The organism is Nesterenkonia suensis (assembly GCF_054782935.1).
In genome coordinates, this window is the sequence record NZ_BAAGRN010000001.1 from 1,088,405 (window position 1) to 1,113,313 (window position 24,909).

The window sequence follows — 24,909 nt, forward strand, 5'->3', positions numbered from 1 at the left end:
GTCGACGTCGTGATCTACCGGCGACCGTCCACTGACCGATCCGATCACTGACCACGAGGTGCCCACCAGGTGAGCAACGCGAGCGAGTCCGCCGCGGCACAGGCCGCGCAGACCTTCGAGAAGCCCAAGCCGTACGACTTCGCCGAGATCGAGGCGCGCTGGCTTCCATTCTGGGAGGAGGACGGCACCTTCGAGGTGGATCCTGAGGACACGCGCGAGCGCCGTTACGTGCTGGACATGTTCCCCTACCCGTCCGGCGACCTGCACATGGGCCATGCCGAGGCCTTCGCCATCGGGGACATCCCCGCCCGGTACGCGCGGCTGAGGGGCTGCAACGTGCTGCATCCGATCGGCTGGGACTCCTTCGGCCTGCCTGCGGAGAACGCGGCGATCAAGAACGATGCGCATCCGGCCGACTGGACCTACACGAACATCGAGACCCAGGCGGCCTCCTTCAAGCGCTACGCCATCAGCGCCGACTGGTCACGTCGTCTGCACACCTCCGATGAGTCCTACTACCGGTGGACCCAGTGGCTGTTCCTGCAGTTCCACCGGCGCGGTCTGGCCTATCGTCAGGACTCGCCGGTGAACTGGTGCCCGAAGGACCAGACGGTCCTCGCCAACGAACAGGTCGTCGAGGGCGCCTGTGAGCGGTGCGGCACCCAGGTGATCAAGAAGGCGCTGAACCAGTGGTACTTCCGGATCACCGAGTACGCGGATCGGCTGCTCGACGACATGGACCAGCTCTCGGGCCACTGGCCCGAGCGCGTGCTGAGCATGCAGCGCAACTGGATCGGTCGCTCCACCGGCGCCACCGTCCGCTACGAGATCGAGCCTGCGGCAGGCGCCGCCGAGGTCGAACCGATCGAGGTCTTCACCACCCGGCCTGACACCCTCTACGGCGTCACGTTCATGGTCGTCGCCGCCGATGCCGACCTGGCCGCGCAGCTGGTGACCCCGGAGCGCCGCGAGGAGCTCGAGGGCTACCGCGCAGCCCTGGGGTCGGTCTCGGACATCGAGCGTCAGTCGGCCGACCGGGAACGCACCGGAGTCTTCCTGGGGCGGTACGCGGTCCATCCGCTGACCGGGGAGAAGCTGCCGGTCTGGGCCTCCGACTACGTGCTGGCCGACTACGGCACCGGCGCGGTCATGGCTGTGCCGGCCCATGACCAGCGTGACCTGGAGTTCGCCCTCGCGATGGGACTGGAGGTGCGCGTCGTCGTCGAGACCGGCGAGGAGGATCCGGCCGTCTCCGGCGTCGCCACCGCCGGGGAAGGCACGCTGACCAACTCCCCGGCCTGGGACGGGCTGGACAAGGAACAGGCCGTCGCCCGTGCCATCGAGGTGCTCGAGGCCGAGGAGCTGGGTCGGGCCACGGTGAACTATCGTCTGCGGGACTGGCTGCTCTCCCGTCAGCGGTTCTGGGGCGCTCCGATCCCGATCGTGCACTGTCCCAGCTGCGGCGAGGTCCCGGTGCCCGAGCAGGAGCTTCCGGTGCGCCTGCCCGCCGATCTGCGCGGCGAGCAGCTGGCGCCCAAGGGGCAGAGCCCGCTGGCCGCGGCCAGCGACTGGGTCTCCGTGGACTGCCCGTCCTGCGGGGAGCCCGCCACCCGGGACACCGACACCATGGACACCTTCGTGGACTCCTCCTGGTATTTCCTCCGGTTCCTCGATCCGCAGAACGACGAGCAGGTCTTCGACCCGGCCGAGGCGGACCGCTGGATGCCGGTGGACCAGTACGTCGGCGGCGTCGAACACGCCATCCTGCATCTGCTCTATGCGCGGTTCTTCACCAAGGTCATCCACGACCTCGGCCTGATCAGCTTCGACGAGCCCTTCACGGCGCTGATGAACCAGGGCCAGGTGCTCAACGGGGGCAAGGCCATGTCGAAGTCCCTGGGCAACGGTGTGGACCTCGGCGAGCAGCTGGACGTCTACGGAGTGGACGCGGTGCGGCTGACCATGGTCTTCGCCTCACCGCCTGAGGACGACGTCGACTGGGCCGATGTCTCGCCCTCCGGGTCGGCGAAGTTCCTGGCCCGCGCCTGGCGCGTGGCGCAGGACGTGGCCAGCACCCCGGGTGCGGACCCGGCAGCCGGCAGCGCCGGGCTGCGGACGATCACCCACCGGACCGTGGCCGATGTCGAGCAGCTGCTCGAGGACCAGAAGTTCAACGTGGTCATCGCCCGACTGATGGAGCTGGTCAACGCCATCCGGAAGGAGATCGACTCGGGGGCCGGCGGTGTCGACCCTGCCGTCCGGGAGGGAGCGGAGGTCGCGGCACAGATCCTCAGCCTGGTGGCTCCCTACACTGCGGAGGACATGTGGGCGATGCTCGGACGTGAACCCTCGGTGGCGAACTCCGCCTGGCCACAGGTGGACGAGTCGCTGCTGGTGGAGGACACGGTCACCGCCGTGGTGCAGGTCAAGGGCAAGCTGCGCGACAAGCTGGAGGTCTCCACCGACATCAGCGCCGACGACCTGGAGGCCCGCGCGTTGGCCCTTCCGAAGATCCAGAAGTACATCGAGGCCGACGGCGGGGTCCGCAAGGTGATCGTCCGGGCGCCCAAACTGGTCAACGTGGTCACGGGCTGATCCATGGAGGGCCAGGCAGCGGCGGTTCGCCGGGACGAGCTGTTCTCGGCCTGGGTCACGGCGTGCCGGACTCCGCTGACGAACGGCGGACCTCGTCGTGCCGGCCTCTGGAGCCCTCGGCGCCGTCGTGGCGGCATCGCCGTGGTCACCGACTCCTCGTGCTCGTTGCCCACGGAGCTGCTCACTGCAGCCCGGCTGCCGGTGGTGTCAGTGCCGATCCCGGTGATGATCGGGGACCAGATCTATGCCGGGCACAGTGCCGCGGGCCCGACGGCGGCGTCGTCGGTGACTCCCGCGGACCAAGTCGAGCTGGACCGGGAGCTGGCGCTGGCGGTGGCTCAAGGGGTCCCGGTGCGCACCTCACGGCCTTCGCCGGGGCGGCTCGCCCAGACCTTCGTGGCGCTGCAGGAGCAGGGCTGTGACGGCATCCTGGCGGTCCACCTGTCCTCGAAACTCTCCGGCACGGTCGACGCCGCCCGGCTGGCCTCGGATGAGGTCGACATCCCGGTCCGTGTGGTCGACTCCTGGCAGACCGGCGCTGCGCTGGGGCATGCCGTGTTGGACGCAGCGGCCGCCGCCGGACGCGGGGCCGACCTGGAGGAGGTGGCGGCGACGGCGGCGCGCAGTGCCGCGGGCGGGACGTCCTTCTTCGTGGTGCCCAGCCTGGAGCAGCTGCGTCGCGGTGGCCGCATCAATGCCTTGGCGAGCCTGCTCGGCAGCCTGATGTGGGTCAAGCCGCTGCTGGGCCTCACCGACGGTGAGGTGCAGCTGGTCGAACGTCCGCGGACGATGCCACGCGCGATGGAACGCCTGATGAACCGGGTCGAGGAGGCCGCGTCGAGCATGGATCGGCCACGGCTGGTCGTCCATGGGTTCGGCAACGTCGCTCAGGCCGTGGAGCTGGCCGACCAGGTCGCCGAGCTCTCCACGGGCCCTGTGCCGGTGGTGGACCTGCCGCCGTCGCTGGCAGCCCATCTCGGGCTGGGGGCCCTGGCCGTCTGCCTCACACCCGAGCCCGCCTGACGTCCCGCTGAGACTCGCCTGACACCCCGCGGTCGTCGGCGAGGCTCAGCCGGTCGGGGGAGGCCGGCAGACGACTGATCCTCCACAGGTCGGTCGCGCACATGACGACACGCCGAATCCTCCACAACGCGCACTCGGAGGCTCCTGGCCGGGCCGAGGGGCCCATACGGTGGCCGCATGGAGGAACCTGGACTCTGGGACGAAGAGCCGGTGCTCTCCCGGCGGGAGCGGCTGCGACGCGAACGGGAGGCCACCCATCAGCGGCCGGTGCGCACCCGGTGGCGGATCACCGCCGCTGGGGCGCTGGTGGTCGCGTTGCTGGCCTGGCTCCTGATCTCCTGGGCCGTCAGCAGTCCCTCCTCCGAGCCGCTGCCCGCACCGCCGGAGCTCACGGCCCCCGGCGACGATCCCCGTCCGCGGGAGGTCCCGCCGATCGGCGCGACCGAAGACGAGACGGCGCCCGGGGTCGACGTCGCGGGCTCAGGGGCGGATCCCTCCGGTGATGCCGCGACGGTGGTGGTCCATGTGGCCGGCGCCGTGGAGGAGCCGGGTGTGGTGGAGCTGCCGGCGGAGTCTCGGGTCCATGAGGCGCTGGAGGCTGCCGGCGGAGCCACCGAGGAGGCGGTCCTGCATGCGCTCAACCTCGCCGCCGACGCCGTAGACGGCATGCTCATCCACGTGCCCACCCAGCAGCAGATCGATGAGGGGGAGCGTCCGTCGTCCTGGACCCGGGACCTGCCCGGGCAGGGCCATGGCGGCAGCCGAGAAGGTGACCACGGCGGGGCGGGGCCACTGGTGAATCTCAACGAGGCTGATGCCGACCAGCTGGAGGAGCTGCCCGGCATCGGACCCGCCCTGGCCGATCGGATCATCGACCACCGCGACCAGCAGGGGGCCTTCGCCGCACTCGAGGAGCTGGCCGCTGTGCGCGGGGTCGGCCCGGCGATCCTGGAGGATATCGCGGACCAGGTGACCTGGTGACGACTTCGACGCAGCCTCCGACGATCCCGGCGCGGGGCCGTCCGGTGGACCTTCGGCTCTTTCCGGCGGCGCTGACGGCATGGACGGTCGCCGGGGCCGGGGTGCGGAGCACCTCCGACACGACGGCAGGACTGGCCGGGGTGCTCGGGGTGGCGGGACTGGTGCTGCTGGCCGTGCTGGTCCTGCTGCATCATATGGTGCCGCAGAGTCGGCGGATCGTCACGGCGGCGGCTCACCTGTCCGTGTGCTGTGTCGCCGGCGCGGCCGTCGCGCTGAGCACCTGGCAGGCCCAGCACGGGCTGGAGACCACGGGATGGCCTGATGCTGTGGAGGCGGAGATCCCTCTGCAGGTGGCGCTGCAGGTGACAGGGACGCCGCGCGAGACTCAGCGACCCGGCCCGGACGGGGCGAGCCGTGCCACGGTGCGAGTCACCGTCCTGCAGTACGTGGATCGTGCACCCCAGCCTGCCGCCGACAGGTCCAGGGCTGATGTCTCCGGGGAATCCGCAGCCGCCCCGCGGGTACGGAGCGTCGACGCTGAGGCGGTCCTGCTCCTCACGGAGGAGGAGGCCCGTGCGGCGCGCACCGGGGATCATCTCGATGCTCTGGTGCGCCCGGTCAGTACCGAAGCCGGAGACCGTGCGACGGCGCTGCTCATCCCCTTCGGCGACGGGGCACTGCGTCTCGGTGACTCCGGAGCCGAGCAGTCCGCAGGCGTGCTGTCGGCGGTGGGGGACCGTTGGGGCCAGGTGCGTCAGGCGGTGCGCGTCGGGACCGTGGAGTCCTCTGCGGGGGCACCGGGCGACGGCCCGGAGCTGCTCCCGGGGCTCATCCTCGGTGACCGCAGCGGGCAGAGCCGCGAGCTGACCGAGGCGATGCGGGCCGCCGGCATGACACATCTGACCGTGGTCAGCGGCACCCACTGCGCCTTGGTGATGGGTTCCTTCCTGGGTCTGTTGCGCCTGCTGCGAGCCCCTCGGGCAGTGGCGCTGCTCGTCTCGCTGCTGGGGCTGATCCTCTACGTGGGGCTGGTCGATCCCGCCCCGAGTGTGATCCGAGCAGCGGTGATGGGCGCGCTGGGGGCTCTGGCCCTGTTCTCCGGGCGCCGTCGGGTGTCGTTCTCGCTGCTCTGTGTCTGCGTGCTGGCCATGCTGATCTGGGACCCCTGGTTCGCCGTGGCTCCGGCCATGCAGCTCTCGGCGGCGGCGACGGCGGGAATCATCCTGACCGGTGCACCCATCCAGCAGGCACTCGCACGCGTGCTGCCCGGCGTCGTCGCCGGACCGGCGGCCCTGGCGATCTCCGCCCAGCTGTTCGTCACCCCGGTGCTGCTCCCGATGAGCGGCGGCATCACCACCTATACCGTGCCCGCGAACCTGCTGGCCTCCCCGCTGCTGCCCTTCGCGACCGTCCCGGGCCTGCTGGGGGCCCTGTTGTCTGCGGTCTGGCCTGCGGCGGCGGGTGGCCTGCTCTGGCTCTGTGGGCTCCCCGCTGCGGCGATCGGCTGGATCGGTCGCCGGGCGGCGTCCCTGCCTCAGGCGGTGGCCCCCTGGCCGGACGGGACACCCGGAGCGGCGCTGGTGGGGCTCTATCTCGTCGTGGTGGTGCTGCTGACTTGGCGGCTGGTTCGCGGTGAGGTCCGCGGTGAGGCCGTTGGCGGCTGTGAGGCCCGCAGCCGGGAGGCGCAGGAGGGCGCACTCGAGGGCGGCGACCGGAGGGCACACCGGAGGGTACACCGGAGTCTCAGGAGACTGTGGCGAATGGGCGCCCTGGTGTGGTCTTCTGCGGCGTTGCTGGGAGCCCTGACTGCCCTCGTGCTTCCCGGGAGGTTCCCGGGACTGACAGGCGTCCCGGAGGGCTGGTCAGTGGTGATGTGCGATGTCGGGCAGGGGGACATGCTGGTGGTCCGCAGCGGTCCTGCCCGCGCGGTGGTGGTCGACGCCGGGGAGGAGCCCCACCGGGCCGATGCCTGTCTGACGCGCCTTGGGGTGGAGGCAGTGGACACGCTGTTCATCACCCATGAGCATCTGGACCACTATGGTGGGGTCCCCGGTGTGGTGGAGGGCCGAACCGTGCGCGAGGTGCTCTACGGGGGGAGCGCGGGATGGACGCCGCGTCAGGAGCCGATGCTGGAGTCCGCTCTGGAGGGAGTCTCAGTGCGTCGCGCGTGGCCAGGCGAGGTCTCGGCTCCTCGGAGCACAGCAGAGGGGCTGTCCGAGGAGGAAGCGGGATCGGTGTCCGGGGCGAGTCTCGTGTCGCCTCGTGCGGGTTGGCAGGTCTGGCTCGCGCATGAGCACTATCCGGGGCCCAATGACAACTCTCTGGTCGTGCTCTTCGAGCTCGTTGACGGCGCAGCTGCCTCGCGGGCTCTGGGGAGTGCGGAGGACCCCCTGAGGCTGCTGGCCACTGGGGACCTCGAAGAGGATGCGGCGCGACTGGCGCTGCGCACCGGTGGCCTGCCCGACCATGTCGACATTCTGAAGGTGGCGCATCATGGGGCGGCCAACGGGGGTACGGAGACCCTGGAGCACACGCGCCCGCCGGTGGCCCTGATCGGTGTCGGCCGGGACAACGACTATGGCCACCCGGCTCCGTCGATCCGCAGCATTCTGGGCGAGCTGGGCACGGCGGTCTATCGCACGGACCACCATGGCACAGTGGTCATCTGCCTGCGCGCGGGAGAGATCGAGGTCGGTTCCCTGGGACAGGGGCCGGACTGAGCGGCGATCGGCGCAGACGAGGGGAAGACAAGGAGCAGGCGAGGAGCAGGCGGGAAGCAGGCGGGAAGCAGGCGGGAAGCAGACGGCAAGAGGGCGGTCTCTGCAGATGATTCTGCAGAGACCGCCCTCTCATGCGGCAGTGGCGGATCCCCCGGGCCAACCCGTCGGCCCGGGGGATCCGTCTCCGGATCAGAAGACCGGGAGCTTGAGCTCCTGGCCGACGAAGATCACGTTCGGGTCGTTGATCTGGTCGGCGTTGGCGCCCCAGAGAGCGTTCCAGTCGTCGAGGCCCAGGTCGTTGGCGATCTTGGACAGGGAGTCTCCGGGTGCGACGGTGTAGGTCTCGTCAGAGACCTCGACGTCGACGTTCGGCTCAGCGGAGGTCGCCGGGGCCGGGGCCTGCTCCTGCTGGGGCTCCTCAACCGGGGCCTGCTCCTGCTGGGGCTCCTCAACCGGGGCCTGCTCCTGCTGGGGCTCCTCAACCGGGGCCTGCTCCTGCTGGGGCTCCTCAACCGGGGCCTGCTCCTGCTGGGGCTCCTCAGTCGGACCCTGGTCAGACGAAGTGTTCGTGCCCGGTGCGCCGGACAGGCCCAGCTGAGCCGAGCAGGACGGCCAAGCGCCCCAGCCCTGGATGGCCTGCAGCTTCTCGGCGCGGTGGATCTGCTCCTGCTTGGAAGCCTGGTGCGGGTAGCCGGAGCCGCCCACGGCCTGCCAGGACTGCAGGGAGAACTGCAGGCCGCCGTAGTAGCCGTTGCCGGTGTTGATCGACCAGTCGCCGGTCGACTCGCACTGAGCCAGACGGTCCCACACGCCGGAGGCGTTGGCGGCCGGGGCGGCAGCGGTGACGCTGACGCCGGCGAGGGTGGCAGCGGCCAGTCCGCCGCCGATGATCTTCTTGAAAGTCTTGGTGGTCTGCATCAGGCGGTAGCTCCGAAGTCCCCGACACTCGGACCCTCCCGGGCCGTCGTCATGTCACCGTCCAGCTTCATTCACGTTGAGTCGCTGTCACGTTCACCAGGGCCGACTGAATGGACGGTGACGGGGAGTCTGTCGGCCCCTGTGCTTCCGCGGCGCCGGCGTCCTGGATCCGGTGCGAACCAGATCACGCCAACATCACGGAAGATGTCCGCCATCCAGTAAAAGGTCTCAGAACGATTGCGTCAACCGGGCCGACGCGCAGTCTCACAGGGAAAATCCCCGAAATCATGCGGATCCGGGCTCGTTATCGTCTCGTGATCTACCTTCCTGTGAAAAACATGTGAGTGGCCCGGGGGTGAGGGCTCCAGCGGCGGAATGTTCCCGTCGCCCCAGGTCAGAGTCCTAGGCTCGCCAAGAACTCGTTGCGCAGCACGCCTTCGGGGTCGAAGCGCTGGCGCAGTCGCGCGAAGTCCTCCCAGCGGGGGAATCGGGTCTGGATCGCCTCGGCCGGGAAGGTGAACAGCTTGCCCCAGTGCGGCCTGGCCGAGTCCGGCAGGGCTGCCTCGAGATCGGGCAGCAGAGCGAGCACGGCGTCCTGCTGTGGGTGCCAGGTGAAGTGGAGTCCCACAGTGTCCTCGGCGTGAGCGGGGCTCAGCCACAGGTCGTCTCCACACATGGTGCGCACCTCGTTGGCCTGCAGCAGCGGGCTGATGCGGTCGGCGAGCCCTCGGACGGCCTCGATGGCGGCGATCGCATCGCGGCGGGGCACCAGGTACTCCGTCTGCAGCTCCGCCCCGGCTGAGGGGGTGAAGGCCAGCTGGAAGTGGGGGAGGCGTTCGAACCAGGGACCGGGGTGCCCGAGCTGCTCGCTGCATGACTCCGGGGACACACCGGGCAGCGGGTGTCGTTTCTCCGTTGCACGGTGCGCTCCCAGCGTCTCGACCAGAGCATCGGTCTCGGCGTCGCTGACTTCGGCGGGCACTGCTGCCTTGATCCAGATCTGATCGGCGATGTCGGTGCGACCCCAGGTGGTGAAGATGCTCACACTGCGCCCCAGGCGGGTGACGGCGTCGAGATTCTGCAGCATCGCGTCCCAGTGGGGCGCCTCGAGTACGGTTTGGGCGATCTGGTAGGTCGGTTCGAGGTCGAGCTCCACGGTGAGGACTGCACCCAGTGCGCCCAGGTTGACCACGGCCCCGTCGAAGTCGGGATCGCCGCGGCGCAGCGAGTGGATCGACCCGTCCGGGCTCATGATCTCTACGGCGCGCACGGCCGAGGCCAGGGTGCCGACGCGGTCTCCAGATCCGTGGGTACCGGTGGCCACGGCTCCGGCCACCGAGATATGAGGCAGGGATGCGAGGTTGTTCAGCGCGAATCCCTGCGCGTGCAACGTGGGTGCGACGTCGCCATAGCGCATCCCTGCACCGACGGTCACGGATCCTTCGTGGACCTCGAGCACAGGGGGCATCTGATCAAGAGAGATGAGGGTGCCGGTGGTGTCGGCGATCGTGTTGAAGCTGTGTCGTGAGCCGAGCAGGCGCTTCGGCCCTGGGCGGGTCATGTCGGCGCGGAGTTCGTCGATCGAGCCGGGGTGCTGCACGCTGTGCGCGTGGTAGGCGAGATTGCCGGCCCAGTTGCGTCCGGGCTGGGTGCACTCGTCCGGGGGAGGGTATGCCGACCCATCGACCGTCCCGCCTGACTCGCGCTGCTCGGGGTTCACTCGTCGTTCCCCCATGTGGCCCTCCGTCTGTCGATGTGGTCGCCGTCGATGTCCGGCGGGATGCTCATCTCCTCGATGACCGGATTCCGAGGCACCGGTGGCGCATGTCGCCGATCGCAGATCAGTCTGGCAGATCCGGCCTGCTCGCGAGAGAATGTGTACAACGATGTAACAGTGGAGACGAGCAGAGACGACGAAGGCCGACCTCCGACTGCGGGTTCCGCAGTATCGGAGACCGGCCTTCGATCTCGGGGTGAGCGACGGGGCTTGAACCCGCGACCCTCGCGACCACAACGCGATGCTCTACCAGCTGAGCTACGCCCACCATGATCCGCGCTCAGGCCTTGCGGCCCTTCTCGGATCTCTGCTCGACCGATCCGGCGTCCGGATCGCTCGAGCAGCGCGAATCAGTCTACACAATATTCCTCCCGGATGAGACATCGATCCGGGGTGACGCGGCCTGTGATCTCCCTCTCATCGGGATGACCGCACCCTCGGGTTCGGTTCAGGGGGCCCGGAACACGGTCTCGCGGTAGTGCTTGAGCTCCTCGATGGAGTCACGGATGTCGCCCAGGGCACGGTGGTTTCCCGTCTTGGCCGGAGCGGAGGATCGCGCCTCCGGATACCAGCGCCCAGCCAGCTCCTTGATCGTGGAGACGTCGATGATCCGGTAGTGCAGGTGGCCGATGAGCTTCGGCATGCCGAGACGGAGGAACGCCTTGTCGGCATGGACGGAGTTGCCGGCCAGCGGTGCCACCCCAGCTTCGGGGATCCACGACCGGACGTAGTCCAGGACGCGCCGTTCAGCCTGCTCCAGGCTGACCCCGGCGTCCAGCTCCTCCAACAGCCCCGAGTTGGTGTGCATGCGGCGCACCACCTCAGCCATCTGCTCCAGCGAGCCCTCCGGGGGCCTGATGACGACGTCGACGCCGTCGCCGAGGATGTTCAGCTCGCTGTCGGTGACCAGCGCGGCCACCTCGACCAGCACATGCGTGTCGGGATCCAGGCCGGTCATCTCGCAGTCGATCCACACCATGCGTCCGGACCAGTCGCCTGCCGTGCTGCCGCCGGCGGAGCCTGCATTGGAGCCTGTGTTCTCTTCAGTCGTGTCAGTCACGGCACAACTCTAGACCCCGGCATCCTCCCCACGCACGGCCGCAGGAGGGACGTGGTGGCGGTGGTATCTTCGTGGGGATGACCGACGTGGCCGGCGCCGAGAACTCCGCCTCTGCCCAGCGCAGACCCGGCGGGGCTCTCAGCAGCACCGTGGCCCGGGCGGCGCTCCGGCTGGCCGCGCTCGGACGCACCACCAGTCGGCCTGCGAGCGCCCGGGGACCGCTGCTGGAGGGTCTCCTCGGATCACTGCTGGTGCTTCTCGGTTCCCTGGGCGTGGGGTGGCTCGTCAGCATCTCACCCATCGCACGACACCCCTGGATCATCCCGCTGCGCACTGAGCCCGCCGGGGTCATCCTCTGCACAGTGGCCCTCACACTGGGCTGCTGGGTGATGTTCCGGGCCTGGCTGCGGCTCGGCCGTGCTCTGGACGGATTCGGGCCCTCGTCGTTGAGGACGGTCAACCTGGCGGTGCTGCTGTGGTCGTTGCCGCAGATCATCACGCTTCCGATCTTCTCGCGGGACGTCTTCGCCTACCTGGGGCAGGGACGGCTGGTGCTGGCCGGAGAGGACCCCTACACCACCGGCGTCTCGACCCTGGACAACTGGTTCCATCTGGGCACCGACATCCTCTGGGCCGAGTCGGAGACCCCTTACGGCCCGCTGTTCCTCTGGATCGAGGCCGCCGTGATGTGGCTGACCGGAGACCGCCCGGATCTGGCGATCCTGCTGTTCCGCCTGGCCTGCGTGGTCGGGGTGGTGCTGATCATGTTCTACGTCCCCAAGCTGGCGGCACTGCACGGAGTCGACGGCGCCCGGGCCCAGTGGATCACGGTCGCCAACCCGCTGCTGATCATCAGCTTCATCTCCTCCGCCCACAACGACGCGCTCATGGTCGGCTTCGCGCTGGCCGGGGTCTACGCCGCGGCACGCGGCCAGGGGGTGGTGGCCACGCTGCTGGTGGTGGTCTCCATCGGGATGAAGCCCATCAGTATGGTGCTGCTTCCCTTCATCGGGCTGCTCTGGGCCGGTCCGGCGGCCAGCTGGGGGCGGCGGCTCCTGTACTGGACATGGACAGCGGGGATCGCCGCCGTCGTGCTGATCGCTGTGGGACTCGTCCAGGGCTACGGATTCGGGTGGCTGGCCGTGATGGCCGGCACCGGCACGGGCAGCGTCTTCTGGTCCCCGCTGGGGATCGTCGACGGCATGCTCTCCACAGTGCTGGGCTCCTTGGGCATCGCCCACTACTGGACTCTGGACACGTTGAAGCTCATCGGCCGGCTGCTCTCGGTGCTGATCGTGCTGTGGCTGATGTTCCGCGGCGATCCGCGGCACATCGTCCAACGCATGACCTGGGCGTTCACCGCGCTGGTGGTGCTGTCACCGATCATCCAGCCCTGGTACCTGCTGTGGCTGCTTCCGCTGTTCGCCGTCACCGGGATCCGACAGGACTGGCAGTTCAAGTGGGTCGTCTTCACCGTGGGCTTCTTCCTGGCCTTCGGCGCCTCCGACCAGCTCTCGGTCTGGCAGTTCCTCGAGATGGACCAGCAGATGGTCGCGCTCTCGCTGGCCGTCTCCTGGAGCTGCATGCTCTGGCTGGGCCTGTTCGACCGGGGCACCCGCTGGGTGGTCTACGAAGGATGGCACCTGCCACCGGTGAAGGTCGAGCTCCCGCGCTGGAGGCGCCACCGTGCGTGACACCGTGATCTCACGGGCCGCGTGGCGCGTTCGCGAGGTGCTCGGATCCTTCCCGGGTACGGCCTGGCTGATCGGCGGCGAGGAGGCGGCGGCCTCCCACACGCTGCGTCAGGGCCTGCTGGCCTCGCTGATGATCATGGTGGGCTCCTGGGGCGTGGGCTGGCTGGCGATGACGCCGTCGTCGGTGCTGGCCGTCCATCCGATGCTGCTGCCGTTGCGCACCACCACCGCCGGGGTCATCGTCTGCGCGGTGCTGCTGAGCGTCGGGGCCCTGCTGCTGCTGCGCTCCTGGTTGCGGCTGTCCCAGCGCGTGGGCGGCTGGCATGCCGAGGCGACGGTGACGATCCGCCGCGCAGTGCTGATGTGGGGCGCTCCGCTGCTGTTCACTGTGCCGATCTTCTCCCGGGACGTGTATTCCTATCTGGCCCAGGGCCGGGTGCTCCACGCCGGGCTGAACCCCTATGAGTCGGGCGTCTCCGAGTTGCCCGGATGGTTCATGGAGGGAGCCGACGGGCTCTGGGCGGAATCGCCGTCCCCTTATGGCCCGCTGTTCCTGCTGCTGGCCCGGCTGATCTGGTTCGTCTCCGACGGAGTTCCGGAGATCTCGGTGGCGCTGTTCCGCCTGCTCAGCGTCCTCGGAGTGGCGCTGATGCTGGTGGCGCTGCCGCGGCTGGCCCGGGCCTTCGGCTCGGAACCGGCCTGGGCGCTGTGGCTGTGCGTGCTCAACCCGCTCAGCCTGCTGGTGTTCCTGCCGGCGGCGCACAACGATGCGCTGATGATCGGGCTGATGCTGCTGGGCATGTGCTGCGCGCTGGACCGCCGCCGGATCTGCGCTGTGCTGCTGCTGACCGCCGCGGTGGCGATCAAACCCATCGCGATCACCGTGCTGCCGTTCGCCCTGCTGCTCAGCCTGCAGGACCCTGCGGCATTGGTGGGCCGCTATGCGGCCCGGCTGCGGGAATGGCTCATCGGTGGGGCGCTCGCCGCCGGGCTGCTGGTCGCAGGTGGGCTGCTCCTCGGCGTCGGGCTGGGCTGGATCACCGCCGCGCTGAGTGCCGGCTCTGCCATCGCTCCGGTGGCTCCGGTCGGGCTGCTGGGCACCGGGCTGGGCCTGGTGGCGGCCGTGGTCTGGGGCCTGGACGCCCAGCTGGTGGCGTCCTGGATCTTCGCTGGTGCCCGTGTGCTCTCCGCCGGTGTGCTGGCCTGGATGCTGCTGCGGCGCCGGTTGGGGAATCCCCTGCTGTGGGCCGGGCTGGGACTGCTGGTGGTCATCCTCAGTTCCACGGTCATCCAGCCCTGGTATCTGCTGTGGGTCCTGCCGCTGTTCGCCGTGGCCCATGTCCATCGGGGACGGTCGCTGGTGCTGGTGAGCGTGCTGCTCAGCGTCCTGGTGCTGCTCTCCCTGGTCGGGCAGCTCTCCGTGGCTCAATGGATCGACACCACTGTGGTGCAGCTGATCGCTGCCGGGGTGGCCGTTGTCTATCTGGTCTATCTGCTGCTCTTCGACCCCAACACCATGGAGCTGTTCGACATGAGGCGGCCCTCACAGGCCTGGAATGCCGGGACCGGGTGGATGGGGCTGGGAGAATTGCTCCGATCCACCGCGGCTGCGGCCCCTTGCCCAGCATCACATGAAGGAGACCGGTGACCAGCACCGTCGAGAACCGTCCCGCCCCACGCACCTCCAGACTGCTGTGGGTCCTGCTGGCCGCCACCTGCCTGGGCGCGGTCCTCTCCGTGCTTGCCGTGCAATGGTGTCGGGTCAACGGCTGGACCGACCCGGGTCAGCATGTGCACATGTGCTACTCGGACTTCGCGCTGCTGTTCACCGAACGAGGTCTGGCTGAGGGACGCTTCCCGTTCCTGGATGAGGTGCCGGCCGACCAGGTGATGGAGTATCCGGTGCTGATCGGCGTGGTTGCAGGGCTGGTGTCGATGCTGGTGCCCGGCACCGGCGAGGGCCACGAGCGGGTGCTGGCCTTCTACGACCTCAACCATGCCCTGGTGGTGCTCTGCTGGCTGGGCACTGTGCTGGCCACCGCGTTCTCCGCGGGACGGCGCCGGTCCGATGCTCTGCTGGTGGCATTGGCGCCGGGCATCATCCTCACGCTGTCGGTCAACTGGGACATGTGGGCGGTGTTCCTGGGGGCGCTGGCGCTGCTGCTGTGGGGCCGCGGCCGCCCCGCCTGGGCCGGGGTGCTGATCGGACTCGGTGCGGCCATGAAGCTGTATCCGCTGTTCTTCTTCGGCGCCATCCTGGTGCTGTGCCTGCGGGCGGGCCGACTGCGCTCGGCGGCGGCGACCTTGGTCGCCGCGGCGGTGACCTGGGCGGTGGTGAACCTGCCGTTCATGGTGGCCTCCTTCGAGCAGTGGTCCACGTTCTACCGGTTCTCCTCCGAACGGGAGGTCAGCTTCTCTTCGATGTGGCTGGCCTTCGGTTGGCTCGGGCTCGACGGTCAGGGCTTCTCGCTGCTCTCCAACGGGCTGTTCCTGGTGTGCTGCCTCGGGGTGGCGTACCTGGCCTGGGCGGCGCCCACTCGCCCGCGGATGGCGCAGCTGTGCTTCCTCATCGTGGCCAGCTTCATCCTGCTCGGGAAGGTCTACTCCCCGCAGTTCGTCATGTGGCTGATCCCGCTGGTGGTGCTGGCCCGGCCACGGGTGCGGGCGTTCGTGGTCTGGCAGGCCGCCGAGGTGTTCCATTGGGCCGCCGTATGGCTGATGAGCGCGAAGATCACCTCGGGCGGGGAGATCGGCGCCGGGCATCACCTCATCGAGGCCGCCTATGGGCTGGGAATCGTGCTGCACATGGCCACGGTCATCTACCTGATGGTGCAGGTCGTCCGCGAGATCCTCCATCCCGAGGTCGACGTGGTGCGCTCCGAGGTGCCCAGCACGTCCACCACGCCCAGCGCCGCCTATGACCCGTTGGGCGGCGTGCTCGCCGGTCGTCCCGACGTCGCCGCCCTGCCCGGACTCGGTCTCCAGACGGCGCTTCGGCTGCGCTGGTAGTCTCCGGCCGCGCAGCTCCGGCGGGGTTCTGCCGTCGCCGTGCAGCGAGTAGGCTCCTGCCTGCAGGCCGAGGCTGAGGAGGCCCCATGTGTGGACGCTACGTGATGGCGCTGCGGGCCGGGGAGCTCGTCGACGCGTTGGAGAGCTGCGGCATGGAGGAGGTCTCGCCGTGTGGTGAGATCCCCGACGACGATGCTCAGCCGTGGCGGCCGTCCTGGAACGTCGCCCCGACCTCGACGGTGCCGATCCTCGTGGAGCGCTACGAGGAGGATGCGAGCCGGTCTCGGCGCCGTGAGGTGCACGCCGCCCGGTGGGGGCTGCTGCCCCGTTGGGCGGAGAGCGCAGCGTTCAGCTCGAAGACCTTCAACGCCCGCTCGGAGACGGTGGTCTCCAAGCCCAGCTTCCGCTCTGCTGTGCGCAGAAGGCGCTGCGCAGTGCCGGTCCAGGGCTATTACGAATGGCGGGTGACCCAGGCAGAGGGCTCGTCGAAGCCGATGCGCACTCCCTTCTTCGTCCAGGACGCCCACGCGCCGCTGATCCTCTTCGCCGGGCTCTACGAGTGGTGGAAGGATCCGCAGCGGGCGGCCGAGGGCCAGGACGCCTGGGTGCTCTCCGCGACGATCCTCACCGGCCCGTCGCCTGAGCCGGCGGCGGAGGACGACGGCGGCTCGGCCCCGGGTGATGCCGTGCTCACCGAGCTGGCGGGACTCCATGACCGCCTCCCGCTGGCGATGTCCGCGCGGGCCGCCGCCGAGTGGATCGTTCCCGGGGAGCGGTCTAAGGAGGAGATGGAGGCCGCTGTCGAATCTTTGCGCCTCGAGGCAGTGCAGGTGGCCCGAGGCTGGAGGATCCACGAGGTGGACCGCGCGGTCGGCAACGTCCGCCATGACTCCCCGGAGCTGATCCGGCCGGTCGGCACGATGTTCTGAACCCGCCGGGGCTGAGGTGCGGGCATGGTCGCCGTCGGCGAGGTCCTGATGACCTAGGATCTGAGGGTGCTCTCCATGCTGATGACGATCGCCCCGATGTTCGTCGTGCTCGTCGTCGGCTTCCTGGCCGGATTCGCCACCCGCTTCCGGCAGGCGCAGGGCGCCCTGAACGCCTTCGTGTTCTACTTCGGACTGCCGGCGTTCGTCTTCTCCGCGGTGGTGGACGCCCCGTTGGGACACGGGTTCCCGGTGGGAGCGGTGATCATCGCTGCGGTGGTGACACTGGCGCTGTCGGCCGCGACCTACGGGGTCGCGCTGCTGCTGGGGCCGCGGGCCCGCGAAGGGGCGGCACCGACCTCGCTGGCGGCCACCTTCGGCAATGTGGGCTACTTCGGGATCCCGATCACCCTGAGCGCCGTAGGTCCGGAGGCCGCACTGGCCGCCGGCATCATCCACCTGGTGCACAACATGATCTACATGACCGGCTATCCGGTGGTCCGCACCGTCTCCGGAGCCGCGGCGGGCGCCGGAGCCAGCGGTGCGTCCGGCGACTTCCGGTCGGTATGGCGGCGCCGGCTGTGGCCGATCGTGAGGCGGGCCGTGCTGGTCAACCCGGTGGCGCTGTCCATGGCCGCGGCGCTGCTGCTGGTGCTCACCCCGCTGGGGCTTCCCGGAGTGATCACCGAGAGTGTGGACATGGTGGGGCAGACGGCGGTGCCGCTGGCCCTGTTCGCCGTGGGACTGGCGATGCATCCGGCGGTGGAGGGCATCCGCAGCGGAGGGGTGCTCAAGCGCTCCATCGTGCTGGGCACCGTGGTGAAGATCCTGGCCCTGCCTCTGCTGACGTGGCTGGCAGTGCTGCCGTTCCTGGATCACCTCGGACCGGTGTGGGCCATGACGCTGATCCTCATGGCGGCCATGCCGTCGTCCACCACGGTGTTCATCTTCTCCGAGCAATACGACGGCGACGGTCGGCTTGCTGCCTCAGTGCTGGTAGCGACGACTGTTCTCAGCGTAGTGACATTGCCTCTGATCGCTGAGTTCATGCGGATCTAAGCGGGTCGTTGACCCGGGGGATCGGGGTCGAGAGGGCACTGTTGAAAGGGACGGGAGATCACGGCGTCAGAGCCTGTGACCGATTTACGACCGACTTTCAGCAGCCCCTGTGACCCGACCGATGCCCGTCTTCGGCACTTCGCACGAGAGTTTCCGGACACTTTTGATGCGTACCGGAGAATCGGAATGGAGTGTCATGGGACGACCAGGACTGCGGATCGGTGAGCGTGGCAAGATCACGTATCTCCAACTAGACGATGGATCATGGCGAGCTCGGTGCTACTACCGTGATGGTCGAGGCATCCGTCGAGAGCTGACGGTGCGAGAGCCCACCAAGGGGAAGGCCACCACCGCGCTGAAGGCCAAATGGCACCGCAAGTCGCAGGACATCTTCAACGGTCGGCTCGGAGGCGAAGGAGTCACGTTCGCCCAGGTCTTCGACAGTTGGTTCGAACACCTGGAGAAGAAGTCCCGGCGGACCGGACATCCGCGCCTTCGATCAATCAATGACGACCGCTACGTGGTGAAGAACCACGTGCTGCCGGTGGCGGGAAACTGGGCGATGGACGAGATCACCGTCGGAAAACTCAACGAGCTTCTGTGGTCGATTCCGACCATTGACGGCCGCCTGATGGCTACGGCTCGACGCGTACAGACGATTCTTTCGCGTGCGTGCGCGTACGCAGTCGCACATGAGCTTCTGCCCTTCAACATGGGCCGTGAGACCGAACGCATCCAGTACAAGGCTCCTGAGCCCTCTGTGATCTCGGCGGAAGACCTCGCCGAGGTCCGTGAGGTCTTCCGCAGGTGGTGCGATCACCCCACACATGAGCGCACGCCGATCCTCGACATCATCGATGTTATGCTCGCCACTGGGTGCCGAATCAGCGAGGTTCTCGCCCTGAGCTGGGACAAGGTCCACCTCGATGACGAGGTTCCCTGGATCCTGGTGGATGCTGGGACCAACTATGAACCTGGCAAGGGCCTCTACATCGACACCACTAAGTCCGGCAAGGCGCTGCGCATCGCGCTACCGACCTTCGCGACTATCATTCTGAGGCGTCGCCTCGATGCGAGAACAGATTCTGATTTCGTTTTCCATACAGCTACCGGGCGCCCGTATTACCTGTCATCGGTCGAGAGGTCGGTCAAGTACGCGATGGCTGATGCTGATCATTTGAGTCACGTGTGGAACGGGGGATTCAGATCTCACAGTCTGCGCAAGACCGTCATCACCGCCGTTGAGAGACGGCACGGCCTGGCCGCCGCAGCCCGACAGGCTGGTCACTCCGACGAGTACACCACCAGGAAATTCTACGTGGCGCCGAACCTCGAAACCATCGACTACACCGGCGCCATCGAGTCCATCGTCAAGATGGAACAGCCGGTCCTGGCTGACGCAGCCTGATGCGGCAGAGCCTGGCGAAATTCAGCTACTGTGGTTTCGACCTCATATCTGTGTAGCGGGGCGAGTCGAGTGCCTGAGGAACTCACAAGAGCTCCCTCCGGACATGCATGACCCTTCACCAGCACACCACAGCCCCCGTCCCTGGCGCGCTCAGCCGGGACACCATCACCCGCCTTCTCTGGCTGGACTTCGAGACCAACGGTCTGCACGACCGCGGCTACGACGTCCACGTCCTGGAGGTCGCCGCGGTCGTCACCGACGCGAACCTCGATCAGCTGGCCGTCTTCGAGCCGATGGTGATCGGTGCGCCGGAGTCTGCCTATCAGTCCATGGACGACTACGTGCGCAACATGCACACCAGCAACGGGCTACTGGCAGAATCTCAGGCCTCCACCACGACCGTGCAGGAGGCAGATGCCGCACTGGGCGCTTTCGTCGTAGACTGGTTCCCGGCCAAGGGGGCGAGCTCGGAGACCCCGGGCTATGACTACAAGGGCGCGGTTGTCGCCGGCTCATCGGTAGGCAGCTTCGACCTGCGAGTGCTCTCTGAGCGCTTCCCGGAGACTCGTGCGCTGTGCTCTCACCGTACCTACGACATCTCGGCCGTCAACGAGTTCGCCGTCCGCCTCGGTGTTCACAGCGCCAACACTGCCGCCTCGGCGGCTTCCAGCGAGCACCGTGCCCTGGCCGATGTCTACGGCTCGATCGCCAAGGCCAAGTCTCTACGGGACGCACTCGCCCCGACGCCGCCAGGTCGCTGAGCCGCCGCGCGCAGCAACGACATGTCAGAGGTCTCTGCTGTCCTTGCACTACACATGAACGCCAGGGGCGGCCGGGGAGACGATCATCATGAGTGAGAGCCTGCGCACGACATTTTGGAATGTCGCAGAACTGGGGGCGACCACACAGAACGCCCGAGTGCGGCGAGACAAGGTGCTCGCCCACCTGTTCAAAGAGCCATGGGACATCATCGGCCTCACCGCAGTGGGCAGGCAGAGCATCGAGCCTGACCGTCCGGCATGGGGTCCGCCACTCGGAGACATGGCCGCCAAGCGCGGCTACCGGATCGTCCATAAGCCCTTGGACAAGAGGATTTCCGGAGGCTCCGGGCGGCGAGACCAGTCCGAGAAGCCTTACACCGTTCTGATGATCCGTGAGGATATCGATGTGGACGTCACTGGCTTCGCCGAGACACCCATCGTCGACAAGGTCTGCGGCAAAGATGGCGGCACCCGAGTCAGGGAGAAAGTCGTCTTCGCGTCGGCGGCCGCAGTCCTCAGGACAGGTACAGGCAGGTCGCTGGCCGTCGTCTGCGTCTACACCCCCGTGCACAAAGGTCGGGTGCTGGACCTATCGTCGGCACTCAGGTCGGCCTGTGATTTCCAACGGGAGAATCGTGCCGACGGGTTGCTCGTCGCCGGGGACTTCAACGTCCTCACCGACAGAGAACCCGCCTATCGGGACCGCCTGCATAGCCTCGACGAGCTCGGGGCCGACCAGCACGGGCAGTGGCCGCGGGAGCTCCTCCAAGACGCCGACAGTCGGAAAAGGACCTACGAATATCCCGCTGATGATCTGCGGGAAGGGTTCCCGGACAAGGCAGTCGTTCGACTGTCGGACGAGGTTTGGCCTGGAACGGAGGCCTCTTTGGAAGTGACCGAGCCTCCGAAGGACGACACCGATCTCGGAGTCCTCTCTGACCACGCGCAGCTGGTCGTCACGATTACCGGGATGAGCGCGCGACGACGCGGGTGACAGGACTGAGGCCCCTGCCTGGTGACGCCTCAGCGCAGATGACCTTTCCTACGTCGGAGCGGCGTCACTCTCCGTTGGAGTAGTCCGAGTGTCGGCTGAGCTGCTGGGCTGCCTCATCGTCGAGGTCGTCCAGGGGCTGGTGGGGCGCAACGACGCCCACGGCGGGCGCGGTCAACAGTTCGGCCTCTTCGACGTGAAGTGCGGGGGCCTCGGCAGGCTGGGACACAGTGAGCTCCTGGAGATGGGGGCGGACAGTCAGGCTCCACGATATGGGATCTGGGAACACAGAACGCGGTTCGCCCGGACACTACAGCCTCACCGGCAGAGATGCCGGTGGTGACAACCGCATAGAGACCGTTATGGGGGCGACCAGGTTTCGACCTGGGCGCTTGACCGTTGAGCAAGCATGCAGAGGCTTGATCGGGCACCTCTGAAATTCGACCGATCACCAGATATCTGCCAAGCCTCATGGAACGCAGAAGGAGTTCGCGCTCGTCGCATGAACTCCCGGTGACTCGGCGACCGCCATCGCCGCCGGGGAGCCGTCGACACTGATGGCTGCGCGCACCGCAAGGAGGCTCTCCGAGCCGGCGAGGCGCAAGAGATACTTGGGGATAGGCCACAGGCTCCGGCGCCGGACCCGGAGCAGGACCTGAGACTGACGTTCGGCTGAGCATGGAGAAACCTCACCGGTGGAGCCCAGGCACGCGGGTTCGATTCCCGCCGCCTCCACGACTGACCCGGGGCGTCGCGTCAACGCCGCCATCCTCTGATCACGACGAGAGCGAGCGTGGACGAGTTCGAACCTATACCGGCGAAGGGCGCCCAGGACGGCCATGGTGCGAGGGCCGAGGCGTACCTGCGCGACCCCCGGAGTCAGGCACACGGCCCTGTATCCCAACAGGCAGAGGAAGCGAGTTCAAACCTCGCGCAGTAGGGGTTCGACTCCCGTCAGGGCCACGGCGCGGTGCAGGCTGAACCCCTGCGCCGTGCTTCGGATGGGTGACCTGCACCGGTCCCGTTCGCGTCTGGCCCACGACACGGGACCACCGGTGGTGCTTCGCCCGACGCGAGGCGCTGCGGAGTCGACGAGGTGCATCGTTGACCGCCGGCCCCGGACTACCAGGGCTGGGCCGGTCCAATCGTCAGTAGCTCAGCGGAGAAGAGCACGGGGCTTCTACCCCCCCCGGTGTCGCAGGTTCGAATCCTGCCTGGCGAGCAACACGACGGATCCTTGTGCCATGTGGCGGCCTCAGATCATGGTGTGGACGACGTCTTTGAGCTCCTTGATCGGCTCAGCCAGTGGCCGGAGCACCCCGGACGCTGCCATGCTCCCGAGCAGGATATTGGCCCACGAGAGGGCGTACCGGAGCGCCTTCCGTCCACCGTTGCGAAGGAAGTCGACCAGGGCGCCGTGCCAGCCTGAGAGCTTAGTCGCCAGGTCGAACCCGGCGAGTCCCACTTCATGCATGTCTGGGGCCACGTGGAATCCTTCGACGCTGAGGTGGCCATCTGTCGTCTCTGCCGTGCGCAGTTCACTCACGAGCCTGGAGGAGGTCTCCTCGCGGCGAGCGTTGTAGGCACTGCGCAGATATTCAAGCGTCTTCTTGTTCGCTCGATCGTGCCCAGCGTCCTGATCGCCAGACACGATTCTGGTCTGCCCCTTGAACGCATTGGCCGCAGCCTCTGAAATCTGAGCCTTCTTCTCTTGGTGACGCAGGAAAGCATCGATGAGGTCCATCACTTCTTTCACGAACACGGATAGGGAGGGCGTCGGCTCCTCCCAGTCGCGTTCGTATGCGGCGTCGAGGCTGTTCATCGTGCTCCCCTCAGATGGTGGACTCTCGTGTCACGAGTGGTTGGGCAACTGCAAGTTAGGCTCCACGTGGGCACTCACTTGTCCGCGGTCATTTCGGCGTAGCGGGCGAACAGGATCTCCTGCCGTTCTTTCTCAGACTGGCATGTGTGATCTGCGCCGAAGGCCCGGTCGACTATGGCGTCGAGTTTGCTGTGTGCCTTGATCAAGGCGGGATCCATCGTAGTAGCGTCCGGCAGAGTGGTGTACGGAACCCCGGTGAGCGCGTCGCTGACGAAGACGTGACGGCCACCGTGTGATCCTTCGAGAAAGCTCTCTACTTCCCTCTCGAAGAAAGGCACCACGATGACCGCCACGCCCTCCAGTATCGACCCTACCCGCCTGCTCGAGGAACAGATCCATCAGGCGAGTCCAGATCTGCTGCGCGAACTGCTCCAGCTCTTCATCAACACGCTGCTCTCTGCCGAGGCTGACGCGGTCTGCGGAGCCGACTACGGCACCACCTCCGAGACCAGGACCAACAGGCGCAATGGGTATCGCCACCGGGCCTTCGCCACCGGGCCTTCGACACCCGGGCCTTCGACACCCGGGCCGGAACCCTCGACGTCGCGGTGCCCAAGCTGCGGGAAGGCTCGTACTTCCCCGATTGGCTGCTCGAGCGCCGCAAGCGTGCCGAACGGGCGCTCACCAGTGTGGTGGCAACCTGTTACCTGCTTGGGGTCTCCACCCGGCGGATGGATAAGCTCGTCGGCTCGTTGGGTATCGAGAACCTCTCCAAATCTCAGGTCTCGACCATGGCCAGCGAGCTCGATGAACAGGTCGCCGCGTTCCGCAACCGGCCCCTGGATACTGGCCCCTACACGTTCGTCGCCGCCGATGCGCTGGTGCTCAAAGTCCGCGAAGCCGGCCGGGTGGTGCCGGTCCACGCGCTGGTGGCCACCGGCATCAACGCTGACGGGCACCGCGAGATCCTCGGGATCCAGGTCACCTCCAGCGAGGATGGCCCCGGCTGGCTGGGATTCTTCCGGGATCTGGTCGCTCGTGGGCTGACCGGGGTCAAGCTGGTCACCTCCGATGCGCATCCGGGACTGAAGGCCGCGATCGCTGCGACTCTGCCCGGGGCATCGTGGCAGCGGTGCCGGACCCACTATGCGGCGAATCTGATGAGCCAGACGCCGAAGGCCTCGTGGCCGTGGGTGAAGACCCTGCTGCACAGCATCTACGACCAGCCCGAGGCTGAGGGAGTCCACGCCCAGTTCGATCGGGTCGTCGAGGCCCTGGAGGCCAAGCTGCCGAGGGTCGCCAATCACCTCGGGTGCGCCCGGGAGGAGATCCTGGCCTTCACCGCCTTCCCGAAGCAGCTGTGGGCCAAGATCTGGTCGAACAACCCCAATGAGCGGCTGAACAAGGAGATCCGCCGACGCACTGATGTGGTCGGGATCTTCCCCGACCGGGGCGCGATCATCCGACTGGTCGGGGCCGTGCTGGCCGAGCAGCACGACGAATGGGCCGAAGGCCGCCGCTACATGAATCTCGACGCGCTCGAACAGGCTCGGCTGGTCAGTGACACTGCCATCGACGCTGACGCCGGTGGCCTCCTCGGGGAGGAGGTGGAGCCGCACAGCATCGATCCCGTAGCCGCCTGACCCCAGGCCCATAGCCTCGAAGGATCACAGGACTCATACACCACTCCACCGGACTTGACCGAACCCACACCAGCTTACTTGTTCAACTTCCTCGAAACTACGTGACAACATTGCCGCAATACAACCTGCCCCACTAACAGGGGCGGTATGTTAGGTTTCCCACATGGAATTCGAGTCAGCATCAACCGGACTCCTCAACGGCACACGGTTGTGGAGCGCCGCTGCAGCACGGTGGGAAGAGGCAATCGGCGTAGATGGTGACGCACACCGCCAGATGCTGGCCCCGTGCGTCGAGGCGATCCTGGATGCACGGCCCGTGGCCACACACACGGCCCTGGATTATGGCTGAGGAAATGGATTTTTTTCGAGAGTTCTAGCGCGGCGACAAAGCTTCTTTCTTTCATTGTCCACATGCGGGAAATGTGCAGGTGACCGGTGATGACACCTACATTCTTGGAAATTCACACGAGGGTTGGGCCCGCGAGATCGACAGCAGCGGGAACGTGTCCTGGGAGTGGAACT

Annotated in this window: 18 protein-coding genes, 2 tRNA genes, 1 other RNA gene and 2 pseudogenes; 16 read left to right on the forward strand and 7 right to left on the reverse strand. The window is 67.6% G+C overall.

The annotated features are described in order from the left end of the window. Positions 1–69: 69 nt before the first annotated feature. The 4 genes from leuS (at position 70) to ACYVKI_RS04750 (ending at position 7,319) form a co-directional block, all read left to right on the forward strand. The gene (leuS, locus tag ACYVKI_RS04735) at positions 70–2,595 is read left to right on the forward strand and encodes a leucine--tRNA ligase (RefSeq protein WP_460689166.1); all 2,526 of its coding nucleotides are present in this window, start codon (positions 70–72) and stop codon (positions 2,593–2,595) included. A gap of 3 nt (positions 2,596–2,598) precedes the next feature. Beyond that, a complete protein-coding gene (locus tag ACYVKI_RS04740) occupies positions 2,599–3,618 on the forward strand; it encodes a DegV family protein (protein WP_460689167.1) in 1,020 nt (339 codons plus the stop codon). Between the two features lie 177 nt (positions 3,619–3,795). Beyond that, positions 3,796–4,599 carry a helix-hairpin-helix domain-containing protein gene (locus ACYVKI_RS04745; protein ID WP_460689168.1) on the forward strand — a complete coding sequence of 268 codons (804 nt, stop codon included), beginning with the start codon at positions 3,796–3,798 and terminating at the stop codon, positions 4,597–4,599. Further along, complete coding sequence (locus ACYVKI_RS04750) at positions 4,596–7,319, forward strand: ComEC/Rec2 family competence protein (RefSeq protein ID WP_460689169.1); 2,724 nt, start codon at positions 4,596–4,598, stop codon at positions 7,317–7,319. The genes ACYVKI_RS04745 and ACYVKI_RS04750 overlap by 4 nt, the downstream gene beginning before the upstream one ends. Before the next feature lie 189 nt (positions 7,320–7,508). On the opposite strand, the gene rpf is transcribed toward ACYVKI_RS04750, so the two are convergent. The 4 genes from rpf to orn (ACYVKI_RS04770) all read right to left on the reverse strand — a co-directional run bounded on the left by rpf (position 7,509) and on the right by orn (ACYVKI_RS04770) (position 10,993). Further along, on the reverse strand, positions 7,509–8,237 hold the full coding sequence (gene rpf, locus ACYVKI_RS04755; protein ID WP_460689170.1) for a resuscitation-promoting factor Rpf: 729 nt from the start codon (positions 8,235–8,237) through the stop codon (positions 7,509–7,511). Between the two features lie 394 nt (positions 8,238–8,631). Continuing rightward, positions 8,632–9,972 (reverse strand): D-arabinono-1,4-lactone oxidase, encoded by a 1,341-nt coding sequence (locus ACYVKI_RS04760; RefSeq protein ID WP_460689171.1) that lies wholly within the window; start codon positions 9,970–9,972, stop codon positions 8,632–8,634. Positions 9,973–10,209: 237 nt separating this feature from the next. Then, positions 10,210–10,282 (reverse strand) — tRNA-His (locus ACYVKI_RS04765). Positions 10,283–10,462: 180 nt separating this feature from the next. Beyond that, complete coding sequence (orn, locus tag ACYVKI_RS04770) at positions 10,463–10,993, reverse strand: oligoribonuclease (RefSeq protein WP_460689407.1); 531 nt, start codon at positions 10,991–10,993, stop codon at positions 10,463–10,465. Positions 10,994–11,151: 158 nt separating this feature from the next. Between orn (ACYVKI_RS04770) and mptB (ACYVKI_RS04775) the strand changes: the two genes are divergently transcribed. The 8 genes from mptB (ACYVKI_RS04775) (at position 11,152) to ACYVKI_RS04810 (ending at position 20,925) form a co-directional block, all read left to right on the forward strand. Then, complete coding sequence (mptB, locus tag ACYVKI_RS04775; RefSeq protein ID WP_460689172.1) at positions 11,152–12,768, forward strand: polyprenol phosphomannose-dependent alpha 1,6 mannosyltransferase MptB; 1,617 nt, start codon at positions 11,152–11,154, stop codon at positions 12,766–12,768. Next, positions 12,761–14,416 (forward strand): polyprenol phosphomannose-dependent alpha 1,6 mannosyltransferase MptB, encoded by a 1,656-nt coding sequence (gene mptB, locus ACYVKI_RS04780; protein ID WP_460689173.1) that lies wholly within the window; start codon positions 12,761–12,763, stop codon positions 14,414–14,416. Before mptB (ACYVKI_RS04775) ends, mptB (ACYVKI_RS04780) begins: the two co-directional genes overlap by 8 nt. Beyond that, on the forward strand, positions 14,413–15,777 hold the full coding sequence (locus ACYVKI_RS04785; protein WP_460689174.1) for a glycosyltransferase family 87 protein: 1,365 nt from the start codon (positions 14,413–14,415) through the stop codon (positions 15,775–15,777). The genes mptB (ACYVKI_RS04780) and ACYVKI_RS04785 overlap by 4 nt, the downstream gene beginning before the upstream one ends. A gap of 86 nt (positions 15,778–15,863) precedes the next feature. Then, positions 15,864–16,706, forward strand: coding sequence for an SOS response-associated peptidase (locus ACYVKI_RS04790; RefSeq protein WP_460689175.1), 843 nt, complete (start codon positions 15,864–15,866; stop codon positions 16,704–16,706). A 75-nt stretch (positions 16,707–16,781) separates the two neighbouring features. After that, complete coding sequence (locus ACYVKI_RS04795; RefSeq protein WP_460689408.1) at positions 16,782–17,762, forward strand: AEC family transporter; 981 nt, start codon at positions 16,782–16,784, stop codon at positions 17,760–17,762. 319 nt (positions 17,763–18,081) lie between these two features. Beyond that, positions 18,082–19,170 (forward strand): tyrosine-type recombinase/integrase, encoded by a 1,089-nt coding sequence (locus tag ACYVKI_RS04800; protein ID WP_460689176.1) that lies wholly within the window; start codon positions 18,082–18,084, stop codon positions 19,168–19,170. Positions 19,171–19,277: 107 nt separating this feature from the next. Next, positions 19,278–19,931, forward strand: a complete 654-nt coding sequence (gene orn / locus ACYVKI_RS04805; RefSeq protein ID WP_460689177.1) for an oligoribonuclease — start codon at positions 19,278–19,280, stop codon at positions 19,929–19,931. 88 nt (positions 19,932–20,019) lie between these two features. Further along, positions 20,020–20,925 (forward strand): hypothetical protein, encoded by a 906-nt coding sequence (locus tag ACYVKI_RS04810; RefSeq protein WP_460689178.1) that lies wholly within the window; start codon positions 20,020–20,022, stop codon positions 20,923–20,925. 64 nt (positions 20,926–20,989) lie between these two features. Here the strand turns inward: ACYVKI_RS04810 and ACYVKI_RS04815 are convergent, their stop codons facing one another. Next, entirely contained in the window at positions 20,990–21,151 is a 162-nt protein-coding gene (locus tag ACYVKI_RS04815) for a hypothetical protein (protein ID WP_460689179.1), read from the reverse strand. Positions 21,152–21,286: 135 nt separating this feature from the next. On the opposite strand from ACYVKI_RS04815, the gene ssrA reads away from it, so the two are divergent. From ssrA to ACYVKI_RS04830, 3 genes and pseudogenes are all read left to right on the forward strand, one after another. Beyond that, positions 21,287–21,660, forward strand: a transfer-messenger RNA (tmRNA) gene (ssrA, locus tag ACYVKI_RS04820). A gap of 151 nt (positions 21,661–21,811) precedes the next feature. Then, positions 21,812–21,885 (forward strand) — tRNA-Leu (locus tag ACYVKI_RS04825). A 182-nt stretch (positions 21,886–22,067) separates the two neighbouring features. Next, positions 22,068–22,144: pseudogene (locus ACYVKI_RS04830) on the forward strand. Positions 22,145–22,177: 33 nt separating this feature from the next. Here ACYVKI_RS04830 and ACYVKI_RS04835 read toward each other — a convergent pair. Next, on the reverse strand, positions 22,178–22,744 hold the full coding sequence (locus ACYVKI_RS04835) for a hypothetical protein (RefSeq protein WP_460689180.1): 567 nt from the start codon (positions 22,742–22,744) through the stop codon (positions 22,178–22,180). 74 nt (positions 22,745–22,818) lie between these two features. After that, on the reverse strand, positions 22,819–23,097 hold the full coding sequence (locus tag ACYVKI_RS04840; RefSeq protein ID WP_460689181.1) for a type IIL restriction-modification enzyme MmeI: 279 nt from the start codon (positions 23,095–23,097) through the stop codon (positions 22,819–22,821). On the opposite strand from ACYVKI_RS04840, the pseudogene ACYVKI_RS04845 reads away from it, so the two are divergent. Then, a pseudogene (locus ACYVKI_RS04845) lies at positions 23,087–24,387 on the forward strand (IS256 family transposase). The gene ACYVKI_RS04840 and the pseudogene ACYVKI_RS04845 sit on opposite strands and share 11 nt — an antisense overlap. Positions 24,388–24,909 lie beyond the last annotated feature (522 nt).